The 18,655-nt window shown below is 68.2% G+C and carries 20 protein-coding genes and 1 pseudogene; 12 read left to right on the forward strand and 9 right to left on the reverse strand.

Annotated elements, in window-relative coordinates; all coding sequences use genetic code 11:
- Window positions 1–90 precede the first annotated feature (90 nt).
- From ACFXJ8_RS39830 to ACFXJ8_RS39850, 5 genes and pseudogenes are all read right to left on the reverse strand, one after another.
- Complete coding sequence (locus ACFXJ8_RS39830; RefSeq protein ID WP_379650109.1) at window positions 91–1,794, reverse strand: ATP-binding protein; 1,704 nt, start codon at window positions 1,792–1,794, stop codon at window positions 91–93.
- Between the two features lie 287 nt (window positions 1,795–2,081).
- Window positions 2,082–2,519 (reverse strand): hypothetical protein, encoded by a 438-nt coding sequence (locus tag ACFXJ8_RS39835; RefSeq protein ID WP_379650111.1) that lies wholly within the window; start codon window positions 2,517–2,519, stop codon window positions 2,082–2,084.
- Window positions 2,520–2,677: 158 nt separating this feature from the next.
- Window positions 2,678–2,890 (reverse strand): annotated as a pseudogene (locus tag ACFXJ8_RS39840) (IS3 family transposase); the annotation flags it as partial.
- 350 nt (window positions 2,891–3,240) lie between these two features.
- Entirely contained in the window at window positions 3,241–4,599 is a 1,359-nt protein-coding gene (locus ACFXJ8_RS39845; protein ID WP_379650113.1) for a hypothetical protein, read from the reverse strand.
- Window positions 4,600–4,744: 145 nt separating this feature from the next.
- Window positions 4,745–5,953 carry an NADP-dependent malic enzyme gene (locus ACFXJ8_RS39850; protein ID WP_379650115.1) on the reverse strand — a complete coding sequence of 403 codons (1,209 nt, stop codon included), beginning with the start codon at window positions 5,951–5,953 and terminating at the stop codon, window positions 4,745–4,747.
- A gap of 135 nt (window positions 5,954–6,088) precedes the next feature.
- Between ACFXJ8_RS39850 and ACFXJ8_RS39855 the strand changes: the two genes are divergently transcribed.
- A complete protein-coding gene (locus tag ACFXJ8_RS39855) occupies window positions 6,089–6,505 on the forward strand; it encodes a CGNR zinc finger domain-containing protein (RefSeq protein WP_379650117.1) in 417 nt (138 codons plus the stop codon).
- On the opposite strand, the gene ACFXJ8_RS39860 is transcribed toward ACFXJ8_RS39855, so the two are convergent.
- Window positions 6,502–6,840, reverse strand: a complete 339-nt coding sequence (locus ACFXJ8_RS39860; RefSeq protein ID WP_379650119.1) for a S24 family peptidase — start codon at window positions 6,838–6,840, stop codon at window positions 6,502–6,504. The two genes, ACFXJ8_RS39855 and ACFXJ8_RS39860, sit on opposite strands and share 4 nt — an antisense overlap.
- A 30-nt stretch (window positions 6,841–6,870) precedes the next feature.
- On the opposite strand from ACFXJ8_RS39860, the gene sodN reads away from it, so the two are divergent.
- The 3 genes from sodN to ACFXJ8_RS39875 all read left to right on the forward strand — a co-directional run bounded on the left by sodN (window position 6,871) and on the right by ACFXJ8_RS39875 (window position 8,599).
- Window positions 6,871–7,272, forward strand: coding sequence for a superoxide dismutase, Ni (gene sodN, locus ACFXJ8_RS39865; RefSeq protein WP_379650121.1), 402 nt, complete (start codon window positions 6,871–6,873; stop codon window positions 7,270–7,272).
- A gap of 119 nt (window positions 7,273–7,391) precedes the next feature.
- The gene (locus ACFXJ8_RS39870) at window positions 7,392–7,802 is read left to right on the forward strand and encodes an anti-sigma factor (RefSeq protein WP_183655876.1); all 411 of its coding nucleotides are present in this window, start codon (window positions 7,392–7,394) and stop codon (window positions 7,800–7,802) included.
- Between the two features lie 17 nt (window positions 7,803–7,819).
- Complete coding sequence (locus ACFXJ8_RS39875; protein ID WP_379650122.1) at window positions 7,820–8,599, forward strand: RNA polymerase sigma factor SigF; 780 nt, start codon at window positions 7,820–7,822, stop codon at window positions 8,597–8,599.
- On the opposite strand, the gene ACFXJ8_RS39880 is transcribed toward ACFXJ8_RS39875, so the two are convergent.
- Window positions 8,596–9,000 (reverse strand): hypothetical protein, encoded by a 405-nt coding sequence (locus ACFXJ8_RS39880; protein ID WP_379650123.1) that lies wholly within the window; start codon window positions 8,998–9,000, stop codon window positions 8,596–8,598. The two genes, ACFXJ8_RS39875 and ACFXJ8_RS39880, sit on opposite strands and share 4 nt — an antisense overlap.
- Window positions 9,001–9,257: 257 nt before the next feature.
- Between ACFXJ8_RS39880 and ACFXJ8_RS39885 the strand changes: the two genes are divergently transcribed.
- Together ACFXJ8_RS39885 and ACFXJ8_RS39890 are read left to right on the forward strand one after the other, a co-directional pair.
- Window positions 9,258–10,199, forward strand: a complete 942-nt coding sequence (locus tag ACFXJ8_RS39885; RefSeq protein ID WP_379650125.1) for a diacylglycerol/lipid kinase family protein — start codon at window positions 9,258–9,260, stop codon at window positions 10,197–10,199.
- Between the two features lie 278 nt (window positions 10,200–10,477).
- A complete protein-coding gene (locus tag ACFXJ8_RS39890) occupies window positions 10,478–10,732 on the forward strand; it encodes a WhiB family transcriptional regulator (RefSeq protein WP_379650127.1) in 255 nt (84 codons plus the stop codon).
- 235 nt (window positions 10,733–10,967) lie between these two features.
- Here the strand turns inward: ACFXJ8_RS39890 and ACFXJ8_RS39895 are convergent, their stop codons facing one another.
- Window positions 10,968–12,479: a sensor histidine kinase gene (locus ACFXJ8_RS39895; RefSeq protein ID WP_379650129.1), complete on the reverse strand. Its 1,512-nt coding sequence runs from the start codon at window positions 12,477–12,479 to the stop codon at window positions 10,968–10,970.
- A gap of 357 nt (window positions 12,480–12,836) precedes the next feature.
- Here ACFXJ8_RS39895 and ACFXJ8_RS39900 point away from each other — a divergent pair, with 357 nt between their 5' ends.
- From ACFXJ8_RS39900 to ACFXJ8_RS39915, 4 genes are all read left to right on the forward strand, one after another.
- Complete coding sequence (locus ACFXJ8_RS39900; RefSeq protein ID WP_354921679.1) at window positions 12,837–13,556, forward strand: GntR family transcriptional regulator; 720 nt, start codon at window positions 12,837–12,839, stop codon at window positions 13,554–13,556.
- A 434-nt stretch (window positions 13,557–13,990) separates the two neighbouring features.
- Complete coding sequence (locus ACFXJ8_RS39905) at window positions 13,991–14,302, forward strand: DUF6247 family protein (protein WP_379650131.1); 312 nt, start codon at window positions 13,991–13,993, stop codon at window positions 14,300–14,302.
- Window positions 14,303–14,545, forward strand: coding sequence for a hypothetical protein (locus tag ACFXJ8_RS39910; RefSeq protein WP_379650132.1), 243 nt, complete (start codon window positions 14,303–14,305; stop codon window positions 14,543–14,545).
- A 40-nt stretch (window positions 14,546–14,585) separates the two neighbouring features.
- Window positions 14,586–15,143 (forward strand): type II toxin-antitoxin system VapC family toxin, encoded by a 558-nt coding sequence (locus ACFXJ8_RS39915; protein ID WP_379650134.1) that lies wholly within the window; start codon window positions 14,586–14,588, stop codon window positions 15,141–15,143.
- Between the two features lie 133 nt (window positions 15,144–15,276).
- Here the strand turns inward: ACFXJ8_RS39915 and ACFXJ8_RS39920 are convergent, their stop codons facing one another.
- On the reverse strand, window positions 15,277–15,885 hold the full coding sequence (locus ACFXJ8_RS39920) for a hypothetical protein (RefSeq protein WP_379650136.1): 609 nt from the start codon (window positions 15,883–15,885) through the stop codon (window positions 15,277–15,279).
- Window positions 15,886–16,189: 304 nt separating this feature from the next.
- Between ACFXJ8_RS39920 and ACFXJ8_RS39925 the strand changes: the two genes are divergently transcribed.
- Window positions 16,190–16,963, forward strand: a complete 774-nt coding sequence (locus ACFXJ8_RS39925; RefSeq protein ID WP_379650138.1) for an SAM-dependent methyltransferase — start codon at window positions 16,190–16,192, stop codon at window positions 16,961–16,963.
- Between the two features lie 45 nt (window positions 16,964–17,008).
- Window positions 17,009–18,655 carry an acetolactate synthase gene (locus ACFXJ8_RS39930; protein WP_379650139.1) on the forward strand — a complete coding sequence of 549 codons (1,647 nt, stop codon included), beginning with the start codon at window positions 17,009–17,011 and terminating at the stop codon, window positions 18,653–18,655.

Raw genomic sequence — 18,655 nt, forward strand, 5'->3', positions numbered from 1 at the left:
CGCCCACTGAGCGGCGGTCAAATCACCACGACCCACCCGAAGATCATCCCAGAAGTAGATCACTCACGTGATCCACTTCTGAAACACGCCCTAGTTCGGAAATCGCGGACCAGGCCCGTATCGCACGCCCGGCCCACCCTTCGCTTCACCGATCTTTTCCAGGATCCCGCGATCGCGAAGACTGTTGAGCAGATCACGAGCGGCATATACGTGGATGTCGAAGAGCCGTTGCAGAGTGCGATTGGTGACGAAGCCATACTCCCGCACGTGATCAACGATCTTCTGATCGATGCCGTCGATGGTGTGCCAGTGATAGCTCATAGCCCGCGACATCGCTGCCACCGCCTCGGACTGGAGACGATAGGAGGGAAACGCCTTGGCCACCGTACGCCTGGATGGTTCGATGAGACGCTCACCGGCCATGGAGGCAAGCACGTGCTGCGCTTCGACGGGAGAGCGTTGGATCAGCGTTCCAAGGTGCGATGCGTCGATGCTCCGCCGCCTTCTCAGATGCGAGAGGGCGAGGAGCACGTTGACATCTCGTCCCACGCGCAGCGGCAACTCATTGATGAAGCGGACGAAAGCATCGTTTCCAATGCCACCGGCCAGCGTCGCCCGCACCATCGTCCCCGAGTCATCAAAGGCCGGCGGCTCCTTGCCTATCCTCAGCATCTCGCGATATGCACGGTCGACACGCTGCCCCGTGCGCTCCGCCAACTGCAACGCGGAAACCGTCTCAGTGAGAAGGCGGTTTCTTGGCGTGGACGGATGAGTCAGGATGTTCTCCGGCGTAACGCCGGAGACCAGCCCGCCAGGGCTGACGACGATCAAGCGCTCGGGTGAGTGTTCGACGTCGACCGTGCCGCTCGTCTCGTAGGAGCGATGGATCAACGCATTGACGATCAGCTCTCGTACAGCTTCGGCGGGATAGTCCGTGAGTTGCAGTTGCACGCCCCCGGCGATATTGAGCGGATGCACCTCGCGTCGCACTGCTATCGATTCGGTGAGTGCCTCGATAGCGGCGAGCAACGGGCGCGTGCCTCGCATCCGGCCGGTTGCCTCGCTGCCCAGCGTCGGGCGGAACTGGTAGGAGTACCCGTAACTCGGGATCACCTGCTGTATGAGCGATTCCTCAGCAAGGAGGAGCACTCCCGCGTTGGTCACACTGCCATCCGAGGCCGTCAGTCTCAGAGAGTCCAGCAACGCCCGGTCGGAGAGGTCTGCCAGGTGTTCGCGGCCCGCAGCGACGAGGAGATTGCGCAACCTGCCGAACTCCACCGGACTCAGGTTCTCTGGCTCGGCGCTCGACGGCTCGGCCGACCAGTCAACCTGCCCTCGGGCAATCATGACTTCGCGCTGCTGATCGGGCGGGAACGGAAGGCATTCCTTTCCCAGGCGCCGCGTCGACAGGCCGGCCGCGTTGCTGTGAGGCATGACCCCTTCAGGGACGGTCAAGGTGAGCAGCCTGACTCCATCGACGATCTTTTCGCAAACGAACGGAGTGATCGGAGGCCGGGTGCGGTCGAAGACCCCCTTCCGCAGCTGATCGACCGAGTACTGCTCAGGCACTCCACGCAGCGCGTCAGCCCGGGTGGACGCCCTGTCATCCACCCCCAGAATCACTGTTCCGCCTCGCGCGTTCACGAAGCAGACCAACGCGTCGGCAAGGAGGTTGTAGGTGGCCTTGACAGAGTCCGAGACCAGCTTGAAGTCGAGAGTTTCAGACTCCAGCGAATCCGCAGTGACCTCGCGGCCTACGCGTTCAAGTGCCGCTTCGACTTCGGGGCGCTCCATGCGACTGACGATAACTGAGAAGTGGTCGTAAAACAACGCTTCTCAGTTTCAATCAGTTCCTCGTTAAAGCTGGCAAGGCGATGCCAATCACTCCCCGAGAGTGGCTGCCCGCTTCGTCACAAGAGACCGCGCGCGGAGTCTGAAGCTACGACCGGATTTGGGTTGCCGTGGGAGCCCGGATGCCCGCGAAGAGGTCCGCGATGGTCGCGCACGGCCGCATGGGAGGTCGGACACGCGGAGCCGACCTCACGGCGTCACGTGCCCGGCCGGTGCGCTCCGCCTGCCGGTCATCCGATCAGGTCGAATGCGAGACGGGGCTCGATCTTCGCCAGGCGGACGGCGCCCGCCCGCGTGGTGAAGACCGGGGCGGAGCGGTTGAGTGCCACGCCAGCGGTCTGCGCGTCGTCCAGGGTGAGACCGAGCACGCTCATGAGGAAGCCAGAGCGGATGGCGCGTTCGCCGTCGCGAGTCTGGTCCCGGTGGGGGTCCTCGGCCACCAGGTGGTCGACGATCACGGCGGCGCTGTCCAGCAGTGCCTTAACTCTGGCGGCGAGCTGCTGCATGTACAGGTCCGGGTGTTCAGCCGTCGCGGCGGCCAGGGCCGCAGTGGGCAGTAGCAGGGGGATCGCCTCGCGGGCGGCGGCGGCCACCGTGATGCGGATGAGCCGGTCACCGGCGAGGTAAGCGGCCACGGCGGGGGTGTGCAGGACGCGTCCGCGGATCATGCGGTGTTGCCGTCCGCGAGCTCATGCTCGTTGTCGGCGCGGACCTCGGGGGGAGAGCGGCGCAGCCGGCCGGCCATCTCTTCCCAGAGGGCGGGGTCGTCGGGCAGGGGCTCGCCGAACGCCGCCTCTTCCTGCCTGAGCCATTCGGCGTAGCGGCGGTCGGCCTCGTCGGTAGTGGTGCCCGGCCGCTGTCCTGCATCGATCTGGGCTTGGCGGACCCATTTGCGCAGTGTCTCGGCGGTGCCGATGCCGAGTTTGGCGGCGACCGCGTTGATCGCGGCCCACTCGGTCGGGTAGTCCGGGCGGACCTCGGCGACCATCCACACCGCACGTTTACGCAGTTCGGCCGGATAGGGGGACTTGGCTGCCACGACTCGATCCTCTCAAGGGAACGAGCCTCCATCGAAGCCGGAGCGCTTCAGACCACCCAAGGGCGCAAGGGGTGGGCGCTTGTTGAGGAACGTCCGAGCGAAGCGTGGCCCTTCGCGACCGGGGTGGGATCCAAACGTCTGACCACCCAAGTGCGCAACGGGCGGGTGCTTTTAAAAGGACGTCCGAGTGGAGCGAGGGCCGTTGTCCCCCGGGTGGGATCCAGGTGCCCAACCACCCAAGTGCGCAACGGGTGGGCGCTTTTTGAAGGACGTCCGAGCGAAGCGAGGGCCTTTGTCCCCCGGGCGGGATCCAAGTGTCTGACCACCCAGGTGCGCAACGGGTGGGCGCTTTATACCGGGGTGAGTTCCTTGACGTGCTCGTTCAGAGCGGCCACCAAGGGTTCCGACCGGTACGGCTCCAGCCGCCGTCGCAGGTCGAGCGCGTACGACCGGGTCCTGACCGACTGGAGCTCGTTGGCCAGCCCCAGCGCCTCCGTGGCCGTCTCACAGGCCTCCTCCAGCTCCCCGCACTGCAGCAGCCCCGCCGCCAGCAGCGACAGGTTGAACATCCGCCCGCGCACGTATCGGCCGTCCATCTCCAGCGACCTGCGCGCATATCGTACGGCACGCTCCCCCTCACCCAGATCCCTGAAGCAGTGCGCGAACTTCGCCGCCAGGTACGCCTCGTCGAAGTACGACAGCCAGGCCGGCTCCTCCCCCGGCGAGCGCAGCGCGAAGTCGCGTTCGGCCGCGTTCAGGGAGGCCCCGCAGGCGATCTTGTCGCCCAGCCCCGCGTGCGCATGGGCCTCCAGGACGTGGCAGGACGCCATGAGCGTGTGGATGCCAGAGCGAAGCGCCGACTGCTGGGCGGCGCGGGCGAGGTCGAGGGCGTGGGCGGGCTGGCCCATATAGAGGGCCTGGTGGCTCATTCCGGCGAGGATCTCGCCACCGAGAGCGTCGTCGCCCGCGCCGCGGGCCAGGCGGAGCGCCTGGATGAGGTAGCGCTGGGCCAAGCCGTGCTGTTCGAGGTCGTAGGCCATCCATCCGGCCAGCCTCGTCAGCTCGGCGGCAGCGGAGGCGAGCCGCTTGCCCGTGCCCTCGCCGTACGAACCCTCTTTGAGCAGCGGAGTGACGGCGGTGTCGAGGTACTTGACCACCGCGGAGCGGACCCTGCCGCCGCCGAACCTGTTGTCGAGCTCGCCGAACGAGCGGGTGACCTCGTGGATGGCGGCGATGTCGCTCGCCCCCACCTTCCGCCCGCCTGCCGCCGTGGGATGGCCCTCGGACGGGAAGGTCAGCCACCGGATGGCGCCGACCGAGCCCGCTCCGATCGCGAACGTGGAGTCGACCAGGAACCTGCGTCGTTCGACGTCCGCCCGCCACAGAGCTGTCACTGTCGCCACCCCCTCCTGCCACGTGTGCGTGAACTCCTGACCGAGATGGAGGGGTGTGGCGATGACCGGCATGCCGAGGTCTTCCGGTGTGACCGGACGGCCGAGACGCAGGGCGAAGATCTCCGTCAGCAGGCAGGGAACGGGGTCACGCGGACGCTGACCGCCGATCCAGCGCAGAACGGAGCTGTGGTCGTACTTCAGGCCGGGCGTGCCTCGGGCCGCGCCCAGGTCGTTGAGCCTGCGGGCGAGCCCCTTGTGGGAGAAGCCCGCCTCGGCGATGAGCGCCTGGAGCGGCCGGTTGGCCTCGCGTTCCATGGGCCCCTCTCAGCGGATCATTACAGGGAGCTTCAGTTCTAGCACGGAACGTAACGTCGATATCGCCGTTCCCCCAAGGATCGACCAACTTCCCCGGACAGCGAACAGCCCCCGGCGACAGCGCGCCGGGGGCGGAAAGCCGAACCTACAGCCTGGCCACGCCGTCCTCACGGGCCTGGGCGGCCACCGCGGCGATGACGGCAGGGGCGACCCGCGGGTCGAACGGGCTGGGGATGACGTAGTCCTCCCGCAGCGCGTCGCCGACCACGTCGGCCAGCGCCGTGGCCGCCGCCACCTTCATGTTCTCGGTGATGGTCGAGGCCCGGACGTCCAGCGCTCCCCTGAACACGCCGGGGAAGGCCAGCACGTTGTTGATCTGGTTGGGGAAGTCGGACCGCCCCGTCGCCACCACCCGCGCGTAACGGGCGGCCACGGACGGGTGCACCTCGGGCGTCGGGTTGGACAGCGCGAACACGATCGAGTCGGCCGCCATGGAGGCGATGGCCTCCTCCGGCACCGTCGAGCCCGAGAGCCCGACGAACACGTCGGCGCCGGCCAGTGCCTGCTCGGTCGAGCCCGTGTGCCTGGCCTTGTTGGTGTCGGCGGCCAGGGCCTGCTTGAAGGGGTTCAGCCCGGAGCGGCCCTCGTAGATCATGCCCTTCGAGTCGGACACCGCGATGTCGCCGATGCCCGCGTTGAGCAGCATGCGGGTGACGGCGACGCCCGAGGCCCCGGCCCCGGCGACGACGGCGCGCAGCGCGCTGAGCGGGCGTCCTGTCAGGCGGGCGGCGTTCTGCAGCGCGGCCAGGACGACGATCGCGGTGCCGTGCTGGTCGTCGTGGAAGACCGGGATGTCCAGCAGATCACGCAGCCGGTCCTCGACCTCGAAGCAGCGGGGTGCGCTGATGTCCTCGAGGTTGATGCCGCCGAAGGACGGCGCGAGCCTGGCGACGGTTTCCACCAGGGCGTCGACGGAGGTGCAGTCGAGGCAGATCGGGACCGCGTCGACCCCGGCGAACTCCTTGAACAGCAGCGCCTTGCCCTCCATGACCGGCATGGCGGCCGACGGGCCGATGTCGCCGAGCCCGAGGACGGCAGTGCCGTCGGAGACGACCGCGACGACGTTGGACACCCAGGTGTAGTCCCTGGCGAGTTCGGGGGACTCGGCGATGGCCGTGCAGACCTTGGCCACCCCGGGGGTGTAGGCGAGGGAGAGGTCGTCCGCGTCGCGGACGGGGATGGTGGAGCGGACCTCCAGCTTACCCCCACGGTGCAGGGCGAAGGCCGGATCCAGATCGAGGGATTCGAGAGAGACAGAAGCGGGCGTGACAGCCACAGCGACCCCAGTAGTCATTCGGAACGGACACGAACTTGACGCCGCACGAAAGGTGTCGTAGGGCAGGCGTCTTCGTGAGTGGGTACGGGGGTCACCCGTTTCTGGATTCTGCCACATAGTGTGACGCGCAGACGTGTAAGGAGTGTTGACAGGTTGGATCTGACCTCATACGCGGAGTTGGCCGTCCTTGTGGTCAACGGCGAGCTTCCTGATGAGTACGGCCTGCGTGAGGAGCTCATCTCGGTCTTCGCGCTCGCCGACGCGGAGAAGCACGACGAGGCGGTCGAGCTGCTCAACACCCTGCTCGCGCGGCATCCGGTCCATCCGCAGATCTCGGCGCACGACGGGCAGGGCTGGCATCTGCACCTGGCGGAGGGCGGGCTGGTGATGGGGCTGGCCGCCGTCGTCACCGAGCTGGGTGTCGACAGGCTGGGCGGCTGCAGGGCGCAGCGGTGCTCGAACGTGTTCGTCGACACCTCCTCCAACCGTTCCCGCCGCTACTGCTCCGAGCGCTGCGCCAGCAGGGCGAACGTCGCCGCCTACCGCGCCCGCCGCAGGAACGACCGCTAGAGGCGGCGCGGCAGCGGCCAGTAGCGCAGCATGACACGGCCCACGATGTCGGCGACTGGCCCGAAGTCCCAGCTGTCCCTGCGTCCCGAGGCGCGCTGGTTGTCGCTCTCCAGCCACCACCCGTCCGTCCCGTGCCACTGCGCGCGCTTGACGATCAGCTTCGAGGGTTCGCCGGGGAGTTTGGCCACGACCAGGTCGCCCGGATGGACCGCGGCGCCACGCCGTACCAGCAGCCAGTCTCCGGGCCGCAGGGCGGGCCGCATGGAGTCTCCTTCGACACGCACCCTCATGGGCTGATGATCTCCCCGCACGAGTATGGTCGGTAACTGGACCAAGCTGATTCAGCATCAAGGAAGGACTTTCTGATGCTCGCACGACTGCTACGACCCAAGCACGTCGCTTCGGCGCACTGCGACCTCCCCTGCGGTGTCTACGACCCCGCCCAGGCCCGGATCGAGGCCGAGTCGGTCAAGGCGATCATGGAGAAGTACGCAGGCAACGAGGACCCGGTCTTCCGCGCTCGCGCCCTGACCATCAAGGAGGAGCGCGCCGAGCTCGTCAAGCACCACCTGTGGGTGCTGTGGACCGACTACTTCAAGCCGCCGCACCTGGAGACCTACCCGCAGCTGCACCAGCTGTTCTGGGAGGCCACCAAGCTGGCGGGCGCCGCGGGCGCCAAGGGCACGGTGGACGTGGGCAAGGCCGACGAGCTGCTCGGCAAGATCGACGACATCTCCAAGATCTTCTGGGAGACGAAGGCGGCCTGAACCGCCGCTGAAGGGCCCCGCTCGCGCGGGGCCTTTTTCGTTGGTTGGCGCGTCTGAGGACGCCAACCGGCTCCAGGTGGCGGTAAGTTGCAGAGAGCGTCCTATACGCGAGGAGGAACGTGACCGAGGACACCGAGGCGCGCGTGATCCGTGATGTCGTGAGCGTCAGGCTTCCCGCCGCGAGCGCGTACTTGTCCGTGCTCCGTACGGCGACCGCCGGGTTGGCCGCACGGCTGGACTTCACGCTCGACGAGATCGAGGACCTGCGCATCGCCGTCGACGAGGCCTGCGCCATGCTGCTGAACGAGGCGGTGCCGGGCACCGACTTGACGGCCGAGTTCGAGCTGACCGGGCAGGAGATGCAGGTCAGGGTGGAGGTCGCCACCGTGGGCAGTTCGGCGCCGAAGCGCGATGACTTCGCGTGGATGGTGCTGACGGCCCTGGCCGACGACGTCGACGCGGTGACCGACTCCCCCGACCGCATGGCGATCGTCCTGCGTAAGCGCCGAGGCGCGGCGAGGCCGGCGTGACGGAAAGGACTGGAGCCATGGCCGCCAGCGACCACGCCGTGCCCGACAGGGTGCGCGCCCGCATGCTTTTCGCCGAGTTGGCCGAGCTGGGCCCCGACGAGCCGCGCAGGCAGCGCATCAGGGACGAGCTGGTCGAGCTTCATCTTCCCCTGGTGGAATACCTGGCCCGTCGCTTCCGCAACAGGGGCGAATGGCTCGACGACCTGACCCAGGTCGCCACCATCGGCCTGATCAAGTCGATCGACCGGTTCGACCTGGGGCGCGGGGTGGAGTTCTCCACCTACGCGACCCCGACCATCGTCGGTGAGATCAAGCGTCACTTCCGCGACAAGGGCTGGGCGGTGCGGGTGCCGCGCAGGCTGCAGGAGCTCAAGCTTTCGCTGACGAAGGCGATAAGCGAGCTGTCGCAGCGTGAGGGGCGTGCGCCGACGGTGGCCGAGCTGGCGACGTTCCTGAAGATGACCGAGGAGGAGGTGCTCGAGGGTCTGGAGTCGGCCAACGCCTACTCCACGGTCTCGCTCGACGCCCCCGACTCGGGCGACGACGACGCGCCCGCCGTGTCCGACTCGCTGGGCATCGTGGACGAGTCGCTGGAGGGTGTCGAGTACCGCGAGTCGCTCAAGCCGCTGCTGGAGCGGCTGCCTCCGCGGGAGAAGCGCATCCTGCTGCTGCGGTTCTTCGGCAACATGACGCAGTCGCAGATCGCCACCGAGCTCGGGATCTCCCAGATGCACGTCTCGCGGCTGCTGGCCCGCACGCTCGCGCAGCTGCGTGAGGGCCTGACGGCCGAAGACTAGTCGCCGCCGTGCGATGACGTCGACGGTTGGTCGCCGTACAGTGCCCTGGTGGTGGGTGGCGCGAGCAGCGTGACCAGGCCCGCGATCGCGACGACCAGCAGTGGTATGCCGATCGCGGGCTGGCCCGACTGGATCACCGTGATCGACACGGGGAGCATGAAGATCTGGGTCAGCACGCCGGGCGCTCTGCTCCAGCGTTCGGCTCTGAGCAACCCGCCCCAGGCGACCCAGATCAGCCCGGCGCCGATGAGCAGCCCGAACGCGGCCTCGGCGATGGCCGCGGTGGTCTCGGTCGCCTGGCCCGCGAGGGTGCCGACCGCCGCGTAGAGCCCGAGGCCGAGCGCCACCAGCCCTTCCAGCGCCACGATCGCGGCCGCCACCACCAAGCTCCATGGGCGCATGCGTGTGTTCTTTCCTCTTGTACGGCAAGCGGGGTCAAGGCCACGGCGGTCACCGGTGACCGCCCGTCCTCCACGCTACTCCAGCGGGACTTCGGCCGGCCGCCGTCACATCGGGTTCGTCAGACCGGCCGCCGACCTCCCATCATCCCGCTCCCCTACCGCGGTCCCGCAATCGGCCCGCCACGCCATCCGACAGATAGGTCAGTCATGACCATTTGCCGACAAGACGGACATCGATCGTTGGCTACGCTTGCCGTATGCGCGCGATGCTCCTGGTCAACCCCAAGGCCACGACGACGAACCACCGCACGCGAGACGTGCTCATCCGCGCGCTCAGCGCGGCCGTCGAGCTGACCGTCGAAGAGACCGCCTACCGGGGGCACGCCGCCGCGCTGGCGAGCACCGCGCGCTCCAAGGGCTACGACACCGTCGCGGTGCTCGGCGGCGACGGCACGGTGAACGAGACGGTCAACGGCCTGCTCGCAGGCGAGGGCCACGACCAGGGCGAGCGCCCGTCGCTCCTGGTGATCCCCGGCGGCAGCGCGAACGTCTTCGCCCGCGCGCTCGGCCTGCCGAACGACCCCGTCCAGGCCACCGGCGCGGTGCTGGAGGCGCTGCAGGAGGGCCGTCAACGGTCGGTGGGTTTGGGTCAGGCGCTCTGGGACGACCAGAGCCGGTACTTCACCTTCTGCTCCGGGCTCGGCTACGACGCCGAGGTGGTGCGCGCGGTCGAGGGCCTGCGTGGCGCCGGACGCAAGGCGACCCCCGCACGGTACGTGAACACCGCCCTGCGCCACTACCTGTCCACGGACAAGCGGCATGCCGCGATGACCGTCAAGGGGCCGGGCATCCCGACCGCCGAGGGCGTCTTCATGGCGATCATCTGCAACACCACGCCGTGGACCTACGTCGGCTCACAGGCGGTCTCGCCGACGCCGTGGGCCAGCTTCGACACCGGACTCGATCTTCTGGGGCTCCAGCGGATGGGCTTTCCGTCGATGGCCTCGATCATCCACCAGATCCTCACGGAGCGTGACACCCTTCCCAAGGGCCGGCACCTCGTCCAGCTCCATGACGAGCCCGAGTTCACGATCTCCGCAGACCGCCCCGTCGCCTTCCAGCTCGACGGTGACTACCTCGGAGAGCGCGAGTCGGTGACGTTTCGGTCTATCCCGAACGCGTTACAAGTACTGGTCTAGATGGTTACATACGGTCATTGTGTGATGCATCCGACATCCATATCCACCAAAACTTCGCCCCAAACCTCTTGCATGTACTAAGCGTGGCTGGAAGTCTCATCAGTGACGTCGGAACGTAGGACCTTTAAACCACCCGAGGCTCCTACCGGCGACAGCGCGGACACCCCCGGGTCCAACCCAGGATTCGGGTAAAGGCTCGCGCTAGTTAGTGAAAGTCTTCACAAAGTAGACCGCACGGAGTCGGCTAGCGGCGGCTCCATCTACGAAGGAGTGGACGCATGGACTGGCGCCACCGAGCTGCCTGCCGTGACGTGGACCCTGAGCTGTTCTTCCCGATCGGCAACACGGGCCCGGCCCTGATGCAGATCGAGGAGGCCAAGCAGGTCTGCCGTTCCTGCTCGGCTGTGGACTTGTGCCTGAAGTGGGCCCTCGAATCCGGGCAGGACGCCGGTGTGTGGGGCGGTCTCAGCGAGGACGAGCGTCGCGCCCTCAAGCGCCGCACGGCCCGCGCCCGCGCTCGCGCCACCGCCTGAACGACACCTGAACCTCGTCGTCTCCATGATGCCTGGCGAGTGAGGCTTTCCTGCCAGGCCCGCGGCCCTGAGGGGCTGCGGAACACGAGACTCGGGCCCGCGCTTCGCACGTCGAGCGCGGGCTGAGGTCTTTCCCGGGCCGCTCCCTGCCGCCGAGCGCGCCCCCGGATCCCGGCGGTCCCACTCCTCGGCCACGCCCGAGGGCGAGCCTGAGCGGCCAAGCGGCGAGCGGTCGTCACGAGGCGGGCAGCGGGATCGACAAGGTGACCTCGGTGCCGCCGCCCTGACGCGGTTCGATCGACAGTTTGCCCGACAGCTCCCCCTCCACCAGCGTCCGCACGATCTGCAGGCCGAGGCTGGTCGAGCTGTCCAGGTCGAAGTCCGCCGGAAGCCCGCGCCCGTCGTCCCACACCACGACGTTCAGCCGGTCGCCGCCCGCCTCCACGACCACCTGGAGCTGTCGGGGCCGCCCGTGCTGGAGGGCGTTCTGCAGCAGCTCGGTCAGCGCCATCGCCACCGGCGTCGCGATGAGCGAGGGCAGCACCCCGAAGGTGCCGATCCGGCGCGGCGTCACCGCCGCCTCGGGCGCCGACACCTCACCGGCCATCGCGATGACCCGGTCGGCGATCTCGTCGAAGTCGACGAACTCCTCCGGCGCCATCGACAGCGTCTCGTGAACGATGGCGATCGAGCCGACCCGCCGTACCGCCTCCTCCAGCGCCTCGCGGCCCTCGGGGACCTGGAGGCGGCGCGCCTGCAGCCGCAGCAGCGCGGCGACGGTCTGCAGGTTGTTCTTGACGCGGTGGTGGATCTCGCGGATCGTCGCGTCCTTTGTCATCAGCTCGCGCTCGCGCCGCCGCAGCTCGGTGACGTCGCGGATGAGCACCAGGGCGCCGATACGGCCGCCGCCGACGATCAGCGGGATGGCCCGCAGCTGGACGATCGTGCCGCCGGACTCGACTTCGGTCTCCTTGGCCGCGCGACCGCTCGCCACGATCATCAGGTCTTCGTTGATCGGCTCATCGGAGTAGCAGAGCGTGGCCGTCAGCCTGCCGAGCTCGGCGCCGACCAGGTCGGCGTGCAGGCCGAGCCTGCGGTAGGCCGACAGCGCGTTCGGCGAGGCGTAGGTCACCCTGCCCGCGCGGTCGAGCCGCAGCAGGCCGTCGCCAACGCGGGGCGAGCGCACCAGGATCGGCTCCTCGCCCGAGAACGGGAAACGGCCCTCGGCCACCATCTGGGCCAGGTCGGAGGCGCTCTGCAGGTAGGTGAGCTCCAGCCGCGAGGGGGTGCGGGCCGACGACAGGTTCGTCGAGCGCTGGATCACGCCAAGGAAGCGGCCCTCGCCGCCGGCCATCGCCCGCCGTACCGGAATGGTCTCCTCGCGGACCGGCACGCCCGTGGACCAGTCGGGATCGCCCTCGCGGCAGATGCGCCGCTCGTTCCACGCGGTGTCGATGAGGCCGCGTTCGCCCTTGGCCGAGACGGTGCCGACGATGTCGTCGTGGTAGACGGTGGGCCCGGTGGTCGGGCGCATCTGGGCGATCGCGATCCAGCCGCTGTCGCCCTGCGGCTGGTCGAGCTCGGCCGTACGCGCGCTCCCGCGGTCGAGCAGCGGCGCCCACAGGATGAGATCGGCGAACGACAGGTCGGCCAGCAGTTGCCAGTCGGAGACCAGCGAGTGCAGCCATTCGAGGTCCGCCGCGTCGAGTGCGGTGTGGCGGACGACGAGGTCGCTGAGAGTCGGCACGAGTGCATCATGCGTGGTTTCGGCCACAACAACCAACTCGCCCCGTCCCAAGTGCGGGTACAGCGCTTTTGGGGCATCTCACATTGTGAACAGCATCACACCGCGGAACGCAGGAAAGTGGTCGAGGGCCTTGATCTGGCGTACGAGACCGGAGGCGGTTATCACCGCACGCTCGGCCACGGATATCCTTCACAATCAGCCCGAGCAGCCCATATATGCGCGTGCGACGGCCCAACGGATCCGGGTGCCCGCAAGCCACTCTTGCCTGCGGTTGACCACTCGGGCCAATCTGAGTTCCGATGATCTCGCGGTGATCAGACACGCCCTCACCGCCGTGGCTGGAGTGAAGGTGAGAGCGTGACAGAAGAGTCCCCTCGCGTACCCAAGTACTACGACGTCAAACGGAGTCTGCTGGAGCTCACCAAGAGCCTCACGCCGGGCAGCTCGCTGCCGCCCGAGCGGACGCTCGCCGTGCGCTTCGAGACCTCCCGCACGACCGTCCGCCAGGCGCTGACCGAGCTGGTGGTGGAAGGCCGGCTGGTACGCATCCAGGGGAAGGGCACCTTCGTCGCCCAGCCGAAGGTGGCTCAGGTGCTGCAGCTCACCTCCTACATCGGCGATCTGCGTACGGCGGGCCTCGAGCCCGACACGAAGATCCTCGACATCAGCTACATCACCGCCGACGAGGCGCTGGCCAGGCGACTGGCGATCAACCCGGGCGGCAGGGTGCTGCGCATCCACCGGCTCCGCCTGGCCAACGGCGAGCCCGTCTCCATCGACACCACCCACCTGTCGGCGCGCCGCTTCCCGAGGCTGCGGCGAGAGCTGGAGGTGCACTCCTCGCTGTACGAGACGCTGCACAACGCCTACAACGTACGGTTGACCGACGCGGAGGAGGTCATCGAGACCGTCCTGGCGACGCCGTACGACGCGCAGATGCTGGGCGTCGACGTGGGCCTGCCGATGCTGCTGCTGACCAGGCACGCCTTCGACGCCGACGGCAACCCTGTTGAGTGGGCGCAGTCCCTCTACCGCGGCGACCGCTACAAGTTCGTCACGCGCCTGCGACGGCCCTGAAAGGCAAGGTCCCTCGCCTGACGGCGAGGGGCTGGCCTTCCCCGGGGGCTCCCGCCCCGTCCCGCCCCCGTTGACCACGCGCCCCGGTATCCCGACCGCCCTGCCGAGAGAAACAGAGCTTCAGGTGGGGTGAGGTGGACCTGGAGCGAGGTGAGCACCCTACCGGCGGCGATCAGTGCCAAGGCGATGAGGCCCTGGTGGCCGATGCGCTTGGCTCGGTAAGTGGCGTTCGTGACGTGTTGAAGCTGATGCGAGTAGGCCTGCCGATCAGTCGCTCGCGATATCGATAGCGCACACGGTGAAGCGGCGAGCGCCCGACAACGGGAAGTCAGCGCGTCGAAGTGGAACGGGGTTCGCGGAGCTCAATGCCTTTGGCCGATCTGCTCGATAGGCTGGGATGGAATGTGGTGACCGACAGGAGGTGAGGCGTCGTCATGACCGTCCAGCGACACGACAGTCACCATCCGCGCATCGAGCGGACCTTCACCGCCGTGCGCGCGTCCTTGCCCGCGGCCAACGTGGCTGCGTTCGACGTCGAACTCGAAGCGATCGCCCACGCGGCCGTCGTCGACTTGGCAGCGCTGGATGACTTCTTGTCCGCGTGGTGGCGCATCGCCACGCGCGCGGCCCAGGACCCCGGCGACTGGCAGCGAATGCACGAAGAAGCGCAGGAGATCCAGTCTGGCGCGCGTCCGGCGGGCCCGACCCTGGCCGAGGTCTTGGCTCGGCGCGGAGTCCAGCTGTAGGTGTACACCATCCGCATAGGCAGCGACGTCGCCGAGGCTCAGATCGACGGCCTGGCCCACGCCGAGGTCAATGTCCTGCTGGAGATCTACGAGGTGCTCCGGCTGACCCCGGACAACGGTCGCAAGCTCAGCCCAACCGGCAACATGTACGTCTGGGACTACAAAGGGATCTCGGTAACCTACGTCTTGCTCGACCCGCAAGGCGAGGTCGCCGTGCTCCGTGTGGACCGCTTCCCTGTCTGAATCGCGCGCCACAACCCCACTCGCCCGCATCATGAGGGTCTTGACCTGCCGGAATACGACCGCCAAGCGCATTCGAACGGAAAGTCACGGTGAGCTGCTGAGCTTTGCTCCACTAACAGGCCTTTCGTTCGGACGCGGACGAGTTCTTTGGAACGGAAGACCGGGTCGGCAGCGACGACCCCTGAGAGGTCAACAATGCCTGAGTTACGAGGCGGGCGTACTCCACACCTACCCCTCCATCGATCTGGATCTGATCGACCCGGCACGGCTGCCGATCATCCCGGAGATCACCGCAATCACTCTTGCCGAACTCCACCAGGGCGTCGCCATGGCAAAGGACGCGGGAGCCAGGGCCGCACGTATGGAGAAGTCGGAGGCGGCCGTCACCGACTTTGAATCACTGCCGTTCGACGGTGACGCCGCCGCTCGTTATGGGAACCTGGTAGCCCTCACCGTCGCCGCCAATCGTGACCCTCGTCCCCGCAGAATGGATCTGATGATCGCAGCGGTGGCATCCACCAGAGGCCTGCCGCTTTACACGCGCAACGACACGGACTTCAAGGGGCTCGAAAGCATAGTGACCGTCGTGGCCGTGTGATGGCCGCATGGCCAGGCCGATGGTCGCGACTTGACCAGCCACGGGCGGGCCTCACTGCAACCCCCGCCCGAGTCCCTGCCGCCCAGATGCGGCCTCTGCCCGGACCCGGTACGGCGGTCAGCGAATGCCGCTGTTAACGGTTCTGGCAGGCGGCCTCGGGAAGCCAGCAGACCTTGCGCGCCATCTCCCTGGCGTCCTTCAGCAGCGGCTTGAACTCCGCCATCGGCAGCGAGGGTGTCGGCCACGCCGTCTCGGTGTAGACCATGATCGCCGCGCCCCTGCGCACCGCGACCTGCCTGAGCCCGCCCTCCCAGTACCGGGCTCCCACCCTGATGGCCTCGTCGCCGAGCTTGAGCGGCTTGCTGTAGTAGGTGACCTTCTCGATCTCGCCCTTGCCCCGTGTCGCGCACTTCTTCAACTCTGCCCGCATCGCGTCCATGGCCGCGCGGGCGCCCGCCTCGTTCCGGTAGAGCGCCACCTGCTCGCCTCCGAGGTCGATCTCCTGCTGCCGGTAGACGGTCCTGGCCGCCACGCGTCCCTTCTCGACGCCCCCGCGCCTGTTCCAGTAGCTGTCGTGGCAGGCGTCGACCATGAGCGGCGTCGAGGCCCGGTCGGACACCTCGAAGGTGTCCCAGCCGCTCGACCTGTTCTCCCAGAGCAGGAAGCCCTCCGGCAGCGTGGTGGCCGTGGTTCCCAGCATCATGCTCGCGGCGGTCATGACCGCCGCCCCCGTCGTCATCATCCCCATGCCTGATAGACGCGACGCTGTCGTCCGAAGTTGGCGACAAACAGGTATCAGGCGCGTTACCCACGGGCTCGTGAATGATCGCTAGATTGGGGCGTTGACATCCTGCACACCCGGATCGGGGGTCGCCGCGGCGTGGCCCTGAGCCGCTGTCGACCGGGGGCCTCCGGACATAAGGCCACTGCCGCCCAGGGGCCTTCACGTGAAGGTCGCGTGGCCTTCACGTGAAGGTCGCTGCCGAGCAGGGTGTCTCCCACGTCGAAGACCGCTGCCGAGCAGGGGTCCACGTCGAAGGAGTTGCATGAGCGAGATCGACACCAGCGTGCCGCACTCGGCCAGGATCTGGAACTACTGGCTCGGCGGCAAGGACAACTACGAGGTCGACAGGATCGCCGGTGAGGAGTTCCTGAAGATCTTCCCCGGCATGGCGGCGGGCGCGCGGGCTTCCAGGGCGTTCCTGCAGCGGACGATCACCTGGCTGACGGCCGAGGCAGGCGTCAGGCAGTTCCTCGACATCGGCACGGGGCTGCCGACGGCCGACAACACCCATCAGATCGCCCAGCGGATCGCGCCCGAGGCCAGGGTCGTCTACGTCGACAATGACCCTCTCGTGCTCTCACACGCCCGCGCCCTGCTGACCGGCACCCCCGAGGGCGCCACCGACTACATCGACGCCGACGTGCGCGAGCCGGACGCAATCCTCGCCGTGGCCGCCAAGACGCTCGACTTCGACGCCCCGGTCGCGCTGAACCTGAGCGGCATCATGGGCCACGTGGTCGACGACGAGGAGGCGCTGTCGATCGTCGGCAGGCTGCTCGACGCGCTCGCCCCCGGCAGCTACCTGGCGCTCAACGACGGCACGAACGTGCACAGCTCGGCCAACAGGCAGGCGCACCAGCAGTACAACGAGAGCGGGGCGCTGCCGTACATCCAACGCAGTCCCGAGCAGATCGCCCGGTTCTTCGACGGGCTGGAGCTGGTGGAGCCCGGGCTGGTGTCGGTGTCGAGGTGGCGGCCCGAGGGGATCAACCCACCCGAGGTCGACGGGTACGGCGCCGTCGGCCGCAAGCTCTGACCAGGCATCTGTTTGGAACGGTGACCGGCTGGTAGGTTCCCGGCCATGGAGTCTGCGAAGCACGCTGGCGACGCCGCCGTCGCCGTCGCCAAGGCCTACGGCGTCGAGACCATGTTCACCCTCTCCGGCGGGCACGTCTTCCCTCTTTATGACGGCGCCGTGCACGAGGATCTGCGCATCCTCGACGTCAGACACGAGCAGAGCGCGGTGTTCGCCGCCGAGGCGACGGCGAGGCTGACCAGGCAGCCGGGTCTCGCCGTCCTCACCGCGGGGCCTGGCATCACCAACGGCGTCAGCGGCATCGCCACCGCGCACTTCAACGGCTCGCCTGTCGTGGTCATGGGCGGGCGCGCGCCGCAGTCGAGGTGGGGCAGCGGCGCGTTGCAGGAGATGGACCATCCGCCGCTGCTCGAACCGATCACCAAGCTGTCGTTCACCTCCTCGGCGGCCGACTCGATCGGCCAGGACGTCGAGATGGCCTTCCGCACGGCCATCGCGCCACACCGGGGCCCGGTGTTCGTCGACTTCTTCATGGACCACCTGTTCTCGCCGTCGGAGATGCACCAGGCGCAGACGCAGACGCCGTCCCCGCTGGAGCCCGACCCCGACGCGATCGCCCGCGTGGCGGGGCTGCTGGCCGAGGCCGAGCGTCCGGTGGTCGTGCTGGGCTCCGATGTGTGGATGGACCGCGCGGAGGAGGCGGCCCGCGACTTCGTGGAGGCGTGGCGGCTGCCGGTCATCCCCAACGGCCAGGGCCGCGGCATCCTGCCGGCGGGTCATGAGCTGCTGGTCACCAGGGCTCGCGGCCTCGCCTTCGGCCAGGCCGACCTGGTGATCGTCATCGGCACGCCGCTCGACTTCCGTCTCGGCTACGGCTGGTTCGGCGGCAAGGAGGGGGCGCCACTGGCCCGCGTCGTCCACCTGGCCGACGCGCCCTCGCAGCTGGCCACCCACATGCAGCCCGCCGCCTCCGCCGCGGGCGACCTGTCGCTGGTGTTCTGGAGCCTCGGTACGGCATGCGGCGACGCGGGCGTGAAGCCCTCCCGCTACTCCTCGTGGCTCGACACGCTCTCCCAGGCGGCCGCCGCGGCCATCGCGAGCGACGCCGACCTCCTGGCCGCCTCCTCCGACCCGATCCACCCCATGCGCGTCTACGGCGAGCTGGGCAAGGTGCTGGCCGACGACGCGGTGGTGATCGGCGACGGCGGCGACTTCGTCTCCTACGCGGGCAAGTACGTCGAGCCCCGCCAGCCGGGCAACTGGCTCGACCCCGGGCCCTACGGCTGCCTGGGCACGGGGCTCGGCTACTCCATCGCCGCCCGCCTGGCCCGCCCGTCTTCGCAGGTGGTGCTGCTGCTCGGCGACGGCGCCGCGGGCTTCTCGCTGATGGACGTCGACACTCTGGTCAGGCACAACCTGCCGGTCGTCATGGTGTGCGGCAACAACGGCATGTGGGGGCTGGAAAAGCACCCCATGCAGCTGCTGTACGGCTACGACGTGGCCGCCGAGCTGCGCCCCGAGACGCGCTACGACCAGGTCGTGACCGCGCTCGGCGGCGGTGGCGAGCTGGTCACCAAGCCGTCGGAGATCGGGCCCGCGTTGCGGCGGGCGTTCGATTCCGGCGTGCCGTACCTGGTGAACATCGCCACCGACCCGCAGGTCGCCTACCCCCGCACCACCACGGGAGTCTGA

It is taken from the genome of Nonomuraea sp. NPDC059194, assembly GCF_042754765.1.
GTDB lineage: Bacteria > Actinomycetota > Actinomycetes > Streptosporangiales > Streptosporangiaceae > Nonomuraea.